The 11,844-nt window shown below is 59.1% G+C and carries 9 protein-coding genes; 3 read left to right on the top strand and 6 right to left on the bottom strand.

The features are described 5' to 3' along the window. Nucleotide 1: 1 nt before the first annotated feature. A complete protein-coding gene (gene kduI / locus CFB50_RS18920; RefSeq protein ID WP_089446868.1) occupies nt 2-838 on the bottom strand; it encodes a 5-dehydro-4-deoxy-D-glucuronate isomerase in 837 nt (278 codons plus the stop codon). A 280-nt stretch (nt 839-1,118) separates the two neighbouring features. On the opposite strand from kduI, the gene kdgT reads away from it, so the two are divergent. Continuing rightward, nucleotides 1,119-2,138 (top strand): 2-keto-3-deoxygluconate transporter, encoded by a 1,020-nt coding sequence (kdgT, locus tag CFB50_RS18915; protein ID WP_089446867.1) that lies wholly within the window; start codon nt 1,119-1,121, stop codon nt 2,136-2,138. Nucleotides 2,139-2,313: 175 nt separating this feature from the next. On the opposite strand, the gene CFB50_RS18910 is transcribed toward kdgT, so the two are convergent. Then, nucleotides 2,314-2,688, bottom strand: a complete 375-nt coding sequence (locus CFB50_RS18910) for a nuclear transport factor 2 family protein (protein WP_069250503.1) — start codon at nt 2,686-2,688, stop codon at nt 2,314-2,316. Between the two features lie 103 nt (nt 2,689-2,791). On the opposite strand from CFB50_RS18910, the gene CFB50_RS18905 reads away from it, so the two are divergent. After that, nucleotides 2,792-3,778, top strand: coding sequence for a LysR family transcriptional regulator (locus tag CFB50_RS18905; protein ID WP_089446866.1), 987 nt, complete (start codon nt 2,792-2,794; stop codon nt 3,776-3,778). A gap of 85 nt (nt 3,779-3,863) precedes the next feature. On the opposite strand, the gene CFB50_RS18900 is transcribed toward CFB50_RS18905, so the two are convergent. The 4 genes from CFB50_RS18900 to CFB50_RS18885 all read right to left on the bottom strand — a co-directional run bounded on the left by CFB50_RS18900 (nt 3,864) and on the right by CFB50_RS18885 (nt 11,294). Then, on the bottom strand, nt 3,864-4,781 hold the full coding sequence (locus CFB50_RS18900; protein WP_089446865.1) for a hypothetical protein: 918 nt from the start codon (nt 4,779-4,781) through the stop codon (nt 3,864-3,866). 300 nt (nt 4,782-5,081) lie between these two features. Continuing rightward, nucleotides 5,082-6,389, bottom strand: coding sequence for an SEL1-like repeat protein (locus CFB50_RS18895; protein ID WP_235986603.1), 1,308 nt, complete (start codon nt 6,387-6,389; stop codon nt 5,082-5,084). A gap of 3 nt (nt 6,390-6,392) precedes the next feature. After that, nucleotides 6,393-8,444, bottom strand: a complete 2,052-nt coding sequence (locus CFB50_RS18890) for a phospholipase D-like domain-containing protein (RefSeq protein WP_089446863.1) — start codon at nt 8,442-8,444, stop codon at nt 6,393-6,395. A 3-nt stretch (nt 8,445-8,447) separates the two neighbouring features. Further along, complete coding sequence (locus tag CFB50_RS18885) at nt 8,448-11,294, bottom strand: type VI secretion system Vgr family protein (protein WP_089446862.1); 2,847 nt, start codon at nt 11,292-11,294, stop codon at nt 8,448-8,450. Between the two features lie 115 nt (nt 11,295-11,409). On the opposite strand from CFB50_RS18885, the gene CFB50_RS18880 reads away from it, so the two are divergent. After that, nucleotides 11,410-11,718, top strand: a complete 309-nt coding sequence (locus CFB50_RS18880; RefSeq protein WP_089446861.1) for a hypothetical protein — start codon at nt 11,410-11,412, stop codon at nt 11,716-11,718. Nucleotides 11,719-11,844 lie beyond the last annotated feature (126 nt).

Below are 11,844 nucleotides of genomic sequence, written 5' to 3'. Positions count from 1 at the left end.
GTCAGCGCAGCTCGGCCACGGCGATGTGATCCATGTCCTTGAACACCTGGTTCTCGCCGACCATCCCCCAGATGAACGTATACGCCTGCGTGCCGACGCCCGAATGGATCGACCAGCTCGGCGAGATCACGGCCTGCTCGTTGTGCACGACCACGTGGCGCGTCTCCTGCGGTTCGCCGAGCAGGTGAAACACGGCCGCGTCGGCCGCGAGGTTGAAGTAGAAATACACCTCCATCCGCCGCGCGTGCGTATGGCATGGCATCGTGTTCCACAGGCTGCCGGGCTCGAGTTTCGTCATCCCCATCGACAACTGGCAGGTGGGCAGCACGTCGGGCACGATGAACTTGTAGATCGTGCGGCGATTGCTCGTGGCCGCATCGCCGAGCGTTTCGGGCGACGCCTGCGCGAGCGTGATCGTGCGTGTCGGATGGGCCGTGTGTGCGGGTGCGCAGTTCAGGTAGAACTTCGCGGGATGCGCTCGATCGTCGCTGCCGAACACGACACCCTGCCCGCCTTGCCCGATGTAGATCGCCTCCTCGGTGCACACCGCGTGACGCTGCCCGTCGACTTCGACCCAGCCGGGCCCGCCGATGTTGATCGCGCCCAGTTCGCGCCGTTCCAGCAGATGGCTCACGCCCATCGCGGAGCCGAGCGACGCGGGCACCTCGACCGGCCGCGTGGCCGGCCACGCGCCGCCGACGATGATGCGGTCGATATGGCTGTAGGTGAGCGACAGCGCGTCCGGCTCGAACACGTTCTCCACCAGGAAATGCCGGCGCAGGCCGGCCGTGTCGAGCGTTTTCGCGTGTTCGCTGTGGATGCCCTGCCGCACTTCCATGCCGGTTCTCCGAGGGGAATGGGCACGCCGCCGGCACCCGCGCCGACGCTCGCCCTGATGAAGATTGAAGCACACATTCCTCAAATTCGGAACGTCGATCCGGATTTTTGATTCCTCACCCAGGATCGATAAATTCCTTTGGGATCAATAGCATCGCGTCTTATGGGTATACGACTACCACCGAGATTCACAAAAACGGAACGGTATTCCGAATCATGTCCTATAGTCAGTCAGCAGACATCGTTCGACAACGGGACGCATCGACGTCCGTGGAGGAGACGTGAAGCTGAAACAGGCCATCGACCGCATCCCGGGCGGGCTCATGCTGGTCCCGATGCTGCTCGGCGCGTGCGTGCACACGTTCGCGCCGAACGCCGGGAAGTACTTCGGCTCGTTCACCAACGGCCTGATCGCGGGCACGGTGCCGATCCTCGCCGTCTGGTTCTTCTGCATGGGCGCGACGATCAACTTGCGCGCGACCGGCGTCGTGCTGCGCAAATCGGGCACGCTGCTCGCGACGAAGCTCGTGGTCGCATGGCTTGCGACGGTGATCGCCGCGCAGTTCATCCCCGACGATGGCATCAAGACCGGCCTGTTCGCGGGCCTGTCGCTGCTCGCGATCACGACGTCGATGGACATGACCAACGGCGGCCTCTACGCGGCCGTGATGCAGCAATACGGCAGCAAGGAAGAGGCGGGCGCCTTCGTGCTGATGTCGATCGAATCGGGGCCGCTCGTCAGCATGCTGATTCTCGGCGCGGCCGGTGTCGCGGTGTTCGAGACGCGGCTGTTCGTCGGCGCGGTGCTGCCGTTCCTGATCGGCTTCACGCTCGGCAATCTCGACGAGGACCTGCGCGAGCTGTTCGGGCGCTGCGTGCATCCGCTGATCCCGTTCTTCGGCTTCGCGCTCGGCAACGGCATCGATCTCAACGTGATCGCGAAGAGCGGGCTGCCGGGCATCGCGCTCGGGCTCGCGGTGATCGTCGTGACGGGCGTGCCGCTGATGCTGGCCGACAGGTTTCTGGGCGGCGGGAACGGCGCCGCCGGGCTTGCCGCGTCGTCGACGGCCGGCGCCGCGGTCGCGAACCCGGCGATCATCGGCGAGATGATTCCGAAGTTCAAGCCGATGGTGCCGGCCGCGACGGCGATCGTCGCGACCGCGTGCCTCCTGACGGCGATTCTCGTGCCGATATTGACGGCGATGTGGGCGAAGCGGGCGGCGAGGATGTCGGGGGCGCCGATGAGGATTGCCACGCGTTCGTCGCCGGGACGGGCGATCGAGCACGAGGGGCATGTTTGAGGGATGCCGGTTCGAGTCTGGCCTCAGGCACCCGCTTCAAGTCAGTCAATGTTCGATGGTGTAAAAAACCCGGCAAATCGATGAGTTTCCCGGGGTTTTCGTTCGCCGGTGTTTGCGTGCATCCTGTCGCGCACTCGCGAATCCGGACATCGATGCGCATCCGCCGCGTGGCGCTTCAGTCGAACGTATGCACGACAGCGGACGCCTTGGTCGCGATCAGCCAGCTTCCTTCTACCTTATGCATGACGAAGTGATCGTTGAAGAGCTTGTTTCCGATTCGCACCCGCACGGTAGCCGTTGAAAGGCTGTCCGAGATATTCTCCGTCGACAGGATCGCTTCATCTCTCGGCGCGCCGGTCGCTCGAGGACTCTGCCTACCATGGATGAGTGCCGCATACTCCTGTGACGACAGGGTGCGCAACCGGCCTTCATCCACCCACTGAATCATGCAGCTCGGGTGAAAGACCGCGTCGAAGTCACGGCTCTTCGGCTCATAAGCCAAATTGAAATAATCGTCGATCAAAGCGACGACGGCTTGGGTCTGGGTCATGGCTGGCTTCCCTCGGTAGTGAACGGCTCGTATAGTGAGTGATCGTCCCCGCCCTCGGCTACGGCGACCCGGTTATCGCTGCCATTACAGGAACACATGGATCATGGAAGACCTCGATGGGGGACTCGTCAGCGGCTTGCTGGTTCTCGCAGCCATCGCCGAATCCGGGAGCTTCGGCCGTGCCGCATCTCGTCTGGGCAAGACTCAACCGGCGGTCAGTCGTGCGATCCAGCGACTGGAAGACCGCCTGCGCGCGAAGCTCGTGCATCGCACCAGCCGGCACGTCGAAGTGACGGACGCCGGCCATGATCTGCTGTCCAAGGTGCTGCCGTTACTCCAGGGGATTGAAGAGGCAACTGCCGGCGCCTCTGACCAGATCTCGATCGTCAACGGCACGCTCCGTGTGGCGTGCGATGCCGTGTTCGCTCGCCTGGTGCTCGCGCCGGAGCTGGCCCAGTTCATGAAGGATCACCCGGCGCTTCACATGAAGCTGGAGACCCGGAACGACCTCCCGGACCTGATCAGTGACGGATTCGATCTCGCCATCCGGTTCGGACCACCAACCGTTTCGACCCTGGTCTGTCGCAGGCTGTACAGTCCGCGGGTGCTGACCGTGGCCGCGCCGTCGTATCTGGAGCAACGCGGCCGGCCGAGGTCGCCGCAGGATCTGGTCGACGATGGCCATGAATGCATCATGGCTATCGACCCGGCGACCGGCAGGCCCTTCGATTGGGAGTTCTGGCGTGGAAACGAGAAAGTGAAGGTGGCCGTCAGCGGGAAGCTGATGGTCACGGATGCAGGAACCAAGATCGGCGCCTGCCTTGCTGGCTACGGGATCGCTCAGGTGATCGACCTCGGGATCGACACTCATCTGCGGGCGGGCACGCTGGAGCCGGTGCTGACGGACTGGTGCGACGAGACGTTCCCGCTTTACGTCTACTATCCGAGCCGGAATCACGTGCCGGCCAAGGTACGAGCGTTCATCGACTTTGTTGTCGGGATGATGCCGGGGCTGCGGTCGAAAGGGGATGATGCTGGCGCTTGCCGGCAACCGTCAGTGGCGGCGCTCGAAACGCTGCGTCGCGAGTAGCCTGCTGCTTTCCGTCGCGCGCGCTTGCGCCCGCATGAAGCCGTTCCCGTCGTGCGGCCTCGAATACGTGTCGCAAGCACTGCGGCTACGGCGACGGCATGCCCTGCGAGGTTTCAACCGTGTCGCGGTTCACGGACGCGTAGAACACGCGGAACCACATCCAACAAGCCACAAAGGCACAGCCAAGAACAACGATCGCCATCATTCCGGACAACACGCCCGCCCCCAGCATGCCGCCAAGCAACTGCACAGCCAAATAGAACACCACCGAGGTGGATGCCATCGCCGCGAGCGACGCGCCCAGCAGACGCCAGCCGTGCAGTCGCACGAGGTCGCGAGGCAGGCCGAGTCGCGCTCCCGCAAAAACCAATGCTGCGGGAACGGCAACCGCGCCAACGTAGCCGAACATCATGCGCGCGAGGTCGTCGTCAAAATGGTCGAGCAACATCGGCACCGTCGTCGTCATCAAGAGCAGACATACGCTGGCGAACAGCCACGCCGCGAGGCCGGCAATGGTCCGCGCTGCACGACCTCGCGGCGCCTCGGGTAACGCATCGTTGCGAAACATGCGCGTGACGAGCCGCCATGCGAACCAGGCCACGAATGCATAAAGGGCGGCGCTCACCGGTGCGATGAGATTCACGATGGCCGTCAGACGAGTGCCATTGCCGGCCAGACTCAGCACCACCGCCTGGATGATGAATATCTGTGCGATCTGCCAGACCAGCAGGCATAACGCATAGCTCGCGAGCAGCCTCGCGGGGCGACGGAACGCAAGCTGATCGCGATGCTCCCCGTGCCATCGGACAATCAGATAAACCAGGCCGGTTCGGAACACCAGGTTCTGGATGAAACTGGTCAGTTGCAAAGCCACCATCTGCGTGTCTAGCGAGAACCTCGTCAACTGGACGTAGAGGCCGGACAGAAACAGCACCGTGATGATGAACGCCGCAACGAGAGCCGCCGCACCGGGTAATGAAACGGGCCGGTTGGGGGAATTCATTTGGACTCCAGGGTCAATGAGGTGATCAGATTCACGGTGCCAGATTTTACGGCCTGTCGGTTGGCGGACGGCAACACGTCGCTCTCGAGAAACCTGCGCCGCGTATCGTCAATCTGGGCGGTTTCGTGTGTCGCGCACCATGCGTCGTATTACGGGCAAGGTAAGCGTTCTCGCTCTTCGAGCAAGCTGCTAGCAGGCGCGAAATGAGCAGGAGGCGTTCTACGCATGGTGTATCGAACCTGCCTCCCATGGGCCGACCCGAGCGAGCGACGGGTCACGCAATCTTGCCGCATGAGTCGATCAGGTCTGATCAAGATATCCCACGAGTTCCCACGCAACTTGTTCAACGTGTTGACGCGTACCCATCATGCTGTCGAGCACCGCCAGCTTTCTCGGTTCGTGCACGACGACGGACGGCAAAGCGTCGCCCTTGAGGAACCGGCGCTGCGTATCGCCAATCTGACCTGCACCGAGTTTCGCGCACCATACGCCGTCTTCCGGGCAGGGCTGGCCAGTGTGCGCGATCGTACCCAATGGCAGGCGAGACGCGATGTTTTCCGATTGCTCGGTCAGCGAAGTCTTATCCGCCGATCCCGGAAGCGGTAACCCCGTCGCGGGATCGAGATGCTTCGCCTTCGCCATCTCGTTGATGAAATCATCCGAAGGCTTCTGAGGCGGAGCGGCTGCATCCTGCTCCTTTTGCCACTGGAACGTACCGTCCCAAGGCGGCAGCTTTGCAGGTGGTAGCGGAACGATCTTGTCGATATCCGGGACCTTGGGATTGCGGCCGTCGTTGTGGTCAAGAAATCTCGCAATCAGATCGTAACGTCGAGTCCGCTCCGGATCTTTGGGGAGTCCAAGGTAATACAAGCGATCGCTCTCGGGAGGCGCTTCAAATCCATTTTCGAGGAACGACGCAGACTGAATATCCCCCGCCTCGACTCCTTTTTGGAACACCTTTACCGCTTCCGCATAGTGCTTATCGGTCTTCAGATCAATTCCCAACGTACTCGCCGCTTTACCGAACCCTTGGGCTGTTGCGCATTCACGCATTTGCTTTGCGATCTCAGGAGCCTTATCCATCGGGGCGAGCAGATCCGCCACATAGTATTGCGCTTCCGGGCTCCCCAAATCAGCCGCCTTCCGAAAATAACGCAACGACATTTCCGGATTTTTCTTCAACCCATATCCACTCTCCAGATAATGACCTATATCATAGTATCCGGAAGGTATCCCTTTATCGACAAGCCGCGACGCAAGATCGATCGACTCTTTCTCTGCATCAGGAGAGCTTGCAAGCCCTTGCGAAATCAACAATTGCGCATTGGTATTGGCCTTGTAGTGATCATATGCCGCCGCTATTCGATAGTAGCGAAGAATATCATCGAAATCTTTCGGGCCACTGCTTTTTTGCAAATATCTGGCATATTTGAACAGAATATCTGCATTGGGGTCCAACGATGGCAAATGATCCGATTCGCGAGCGCAGGAAAACGCCAGATTTGCACGAATGGCGCTCAGATCAGGCAATTGAGACACTTGCGACTCCTTTTTGGTACATGCGCACAAGCTTACGGATAGAAAAATGATCAGGAGATATCTGTTCATCAATTAGTCTGCATATGTACGTTTAGCCGACGATCTCATAAACTTTACGAGTGACTTTTCCGGCGGAAGATTCTTTGTTTTGTTTGTCTTGTTTTGCTCGACAACGTCATGCCACGCCATAAAAGATTTGAAAAAGTCGTCCTGTGCACCGTTGGCTCCGGCATGCATCCTCCACAGCTTTTGCCTTAGCGGCTTTGTCACGGCCGAGTTTTCGTGGCAAATATTGAGCTCGCTATCGACATTCATGCTCCGGAGGTTCACATTCGCAGAGCCGATCGTCATGAACGCATCGTCAATCGTCATCAGTTTCGCATGAACATAGATAGGCAACCAGTTTCCCCCAGGCGAATCCGGGGCAACGAGCGTACAAACCTGTACCTTAAGCCCCTCGATGTCCAACGGCGGAGCGTCCGAGTCGATGTGCGCATTGAGCTGCTTTTTTCTCTTTAACTCGTTCAATGCTTGCTGCAGCTCTTGTTGCTTCGCCATATTGTCCTGATAGAAATTCATGGCACCCTGCAACGAAGCTGCACTGATATCGACGCCTTGTGCCGCAAATTTTTGCTGTATCGACTGTTGGGTGGCAAGTTGAGCTTCCAGGTCCTTTTGCTGCGCGGCGTAGTCGTCGCCACGTTCGAGCTGAGCCACTCCAGGCATAGTGTTACCACACCCGAGCGACTCAAGCATTTGGTACGTTCTTACCGTTCCGTTTCCGACCGCATCGTCACTGGAGTTGGTGATGACGAACAGATAAATCGAACCGTCTCTGCCGGAGTCACGGCCTGCCTTCGCTTGTGCCTTTGCAACGTCCTTTATTTTCTGCGCAAGGTCGTTCCAGCGAAAATACTGATTCTGGATGAAAATACACTGAGTCGCGTTGTTAACTGCATTCAAGTACATCACCTGAATGTCTCGCTTGTTTTTCTCTGATTGTGTGCGAACGATCTGCGCCATCACTGGAGCGTCATCCGGGGCATCATTTCTGATTTTATGTGTCCCGGCCAAATGCTCTCGTGATTTCTCCAGTTTTTGGCCAGTCGCATCATCCCACGCTTCACAAAAATTCTTGTTCAGATATTGCAATATAGGACCGGTCACTCGACTGGAAATATCCTGCCACGGATAGGGACCGTTGCGCCCCTTGCTGGGTGCCATGGCGTGACAGCTATGCAGGTCAGTGTCCCAATATTGGTCAAGCATGTTGTGCCCCATGACGAAGCCGGTAGCCAGATCCGGATCTTCGTAGTCCACCAGCACCATTTTCTGGTGGTGCGACGGTTCGCCTCCCATTGCAGCAGAAGTCGTCGCCTTTGTGCTGCCGCTCCAACCATCCATTGTCCCGTAACCAGATATTCTTCCCACGATTTCTGATCGCACCGACAGGTCGAATCCTCGCGTAGCCAACTCGATATTCGGAAATCCTGCGGTCTTATGCAAAACCGGATTGGATACAAAATTAAATGGTGCCGAGACGGAGCTCACTATGTTCATCGGCAAATTAACGACACGGTCGATAACTCGATCGGTGACAGAGTGAATTACTGGGTTCGTGACATTATTAAAATTGGCACGCCTGTACCAATTGATATCAAACAGTCGCTCCTCATCCGTTTGATAATCCCGCCCAAGCATTGACACTCGATCGTAAACCCACTTCGGAAGCACACGTTTAAGCGGCGTTACAAAGTCATTTCCCGGCATATTGTTTTCGCTGAGCTCCGCCATATAAAATGGATCACGCCAGCACAGCAATCTTACCTTTATGCCTTCTTTTCCTTTTTGCTCCAACAGATCGCCGATTCGCTCCCCGCTGCCATCACGAACAAAATACATCGAAGGCTGGAAACCCCAGCAAATGATGTCGATCGAATGTTTTGCACCAGCTATCGCCTTGTACACAGCGGCGAATGCATCGTGACCATTGACCAGCGGACGGAAACCTGCGGTTGCCGGGCCATACTCACTGTGACAAACAAACCATGGCAGGCATGCCGTCGCCGACGACGTGTGGTTCTGTGCAATCGGCGTGGTAATGGATTGATTTACATTTGCCATGGCCTATGATTCCGATGAAGGACTGAGCAGCTCGTTATAGGTTTGCCGATGCGCGGCTCTATCCGATGCAGCGCTATCGTCAGGTGTCGCTTCGTGAAACTGGAAACCTTGATTCGCGAGCGCGCCATTCGCCGCATCCCGATACTCACCCGGCACCGGAATCTCGTGCTTGACCCCGTTGGCCATCTCCAGTGTGTACTTCTGCGTCGTGACATGATGATCGATCGGCAACTGCCCCGTCTTGTCGAACACGCCCTGCTTGACCAGCGCCCCGTCCGCATAAAGCTTGTAGGGCATGCCGACCGGAACGACACTGGGTGCAGACGGTGACGCAGAGGTATTCAGCATCAACCGTCGCGTCGGCAGATCCTTGAACGCCGGATTGGTCACATCCATGCTCGTCGGACCGCTGAACGCATGCTGCGCCCCCTTGACGTCAATCTTGCCGGGCGCATGAATCTCGATGTCGCCGCCTTTCAGCCGAATGTACGCGCCACCCGACGTCAACAGGATTTCCTGCTGTGCCGATGCCTGGACCTTCTCGGTCACGGACGCCAGCAACAGCGACTTCTGCGCCGTCACTTCGACATTGTCAGCGTGCGTCTGAACTTCGATCTTCCCCTTCGCCGCGAACAGCTTCATCCCGGCGTTCTGCACGAACAGGCTCAGTTTCTCCGTAATGCTGGCGACGAGCGACTTGCCGGTCGCAATGTGCGTGCTTTGGCCGCTGACGATATTGACGTGCTGATCGGCTGCAACGTGCGTCGACTTCTGCGTCGACAGACCGATACCCGCAGGCGCGGCAACCAGGATCACCGGCTGCTTGAACGCGCCGGCGTCGCCCGTCCCTCCACCGGCCGTCACACCGCCACCGCCCGTCGCACCCGACTCGTTGTGCTGCGCCGCATCCGCAAAAGCCTTGAAGGTGTCGTGGCCCTCCTTCAGGCTTTCCGCCTTCGACGTTTCGCTTGCCTGCGACAGGCCATCGAGGATATTCGCCGAGCCGTTCAATTGACGCGTTGCCAACGTCGTGTCGAGCGGCTGACTGGCGACCGGGTGCGTCGTCACGAACAGCCCTCGCCCTGCTCGAAGCGCACCGTAGGCGTCCGAACTCAGATCGAAGCCTTTGCCCAGGTAACTGCCACGCGTGTTGTCGGTCTGGTCGATCAGGTAGCCCAGGTGCAACGATGCGTTCGTACTGCTGCTGTACAGGTGCACGCGGTTCTGGCCCGTCGAATCGTCCATCACCATCTGGTTGTAACCGCTCCCCGAGAACTCCTGAGACCGGTAACCCGACAGCAGGGCATTCGAATGCCATCGTGGCTTCGCGCTCCCGTTGTACACCCGGTGTAGCGCAATCGGACGATCGATGTCGTTCCCGATATGGCCAATCAGCAATTCCTCGCCCGCGCGCGGCATGTGAACGCCGCCGTACCCGTCGCCGGTATCGGATTGCGCGACACGCACCCAGCATGAAGCACGCTCGTCGCCTTGGTTGTGCCGGTCCCAGATGAACAGCACCTTGATCCGGTTCAGGTCGTCGGTATACGCCTGCTCCCCCTTCGGACCGGCAACGATGGCCGATTCGAGTTTCGCTTCGGGCTTTTTGTGTTCGAGGGGGCTGTGATACGGCACCGACGTGCGCTGCGCTTCGATGGCAACGCGATAGAAACCCGTCGAGCCATCGGCATGCGAGACGGCGAACATCTTGTCCGTGTCGTCAGCTTCGGCCTGCTTCACTGCCTGATAGAGGCTATGCGGGTAATTTGCTTCGTGTCCCGAAAGAGGCACGTTGTTCGCGATGATCCACTCGACCTCGATCACCGCGAACTCCCGATGGTCCGCCGCGTCCTGATCATGCTCGGGATGTCCGGTCAGCGTGAATCGCCGCCCCGCATCGATGCGGCGCACCCCGCCGACACCATCGTAGCGCTTGGCCTGCGACTCCCATTCCTCCATGCGGATCTTGCTGAGATGGTCGCCACGCTCCTGCTCGGGGTACGTATAGCCGCCCGTATATTCATACACTTCGGCCTGCGACGGGAGATCGCCCTGATTGGCCATCGTGGGAACCGACGTCGCCTTCGGATTGGCTGGCGTGGCCGGATTCTTGTAGTCGAACGTTCGCGTCGACAACAGGACGGACTGCAGCGTCCGCGTTCCGGCCCACTGCGTCAACGCGTCCACTTCGCCATGAACGCCCGCGCGGGAAAATTCGACCGTTGCCGGCGCAAGCGGCTCGAGCGTCTGAAGACGATCGGTAATCACCAGCGTATGGGATTTGCCGTCCTGCGCCTGTTTCCAAATGCCGTACAGGCCCTCGGATTCGAGAAGCCGGTGAACGAAATTCCAGTCGGTTTCGTCCTGACGGCAGTAGGAGCGCGAAGGCAGCAGTTGCGACAGTTCAAAGCGATACATCCCGCGTGCCTGCGGATGATCGTTGAATACATCGGTAATGATCGCGTCGACGCTTTTGTCTTGCCAGTGACGCTGGTCGCGGCGGAACTTCAGAAAATGCAGCCACGACGAGAAACTGAGCTGGTAGCACGCTAGGCCACCGTCCACACCGAGCTTTCTCGCGGTATGAACGTAACCGTGGTGCGGAAGATAGGTCTTGTCGGTCTGCTGGACCCACAGCGTGATCGGCTGCGAAATCAGTGTCTTGAGCTGGACATCGTTCGACGTCGACACGCAGTCGATCATGAACAGGTAATCTCGACCGATACGGGACTGCCCGAACATCCGATGCGGAATCAGAACGTTACCCCCAAGCGGGGTGTCGAGCTTGAGAAGTCGCTCCTGCTGAGCCAGCGCTCCCGTAATCGCCCCGATCATGCTGTGCGCATCCATAGCGCCTCTCTCAGAATTATGTTGTTCTTGACTGACGATTCTACGAATGACGATTCTGTGACGTCAATCGGTTGGAATTCAAATAATTGAAAACTGTAATTATTCATTCATCCATATGAATGGCTTTAGTAATTTCACCCTGCTGCTCCGCACACCCCATTCGCACCTGTATCCCGGCAGCACAGTGACGCTCGGCAATGACGCGCCGCGCAATGCGACGCCGCATCCCGCCGTCATCGAATTCGCGGACGGATCCGGCGCCACAGCCACGCTTTCCCGCGTCGACGATGACGCGCTCGAACTCGCCGTCGACGAATACGTCACGCAGAAGCGCCACAAGGTCGTCGCGCGCCGCTGGCTGCTGCGGCCTGCCGATACCACGCGTACGGCATGGCGTGTCGCCGAGCGGCTACCCGCCGCCTGACGTTCGCACCCGCACGACGCCCACCAGCGGCGATGCCCGCCCCCTTACGCCCTGTCATGATCGTTCGCCTCGCGTCCGTTGCCAGCCCCTCGCAGAAAAGGTGACCGAACAGCCTCCCCATCGGCG

The sequence above is a fragment of the Burkholderia sp. AU33423 genome (assembly GCF_002223135.1).
In the GTDB taxonomy this organism is placed as follows: Bacteria; Pseudomonadota; Gammaproteobacteria; order Burkholderiales; family Burkholderiaceae; genus Burkholderia; species Burkholderia lata_D.
This window is presented reverse-complemented; position numbering and strand designations above follow the sequence as displayed.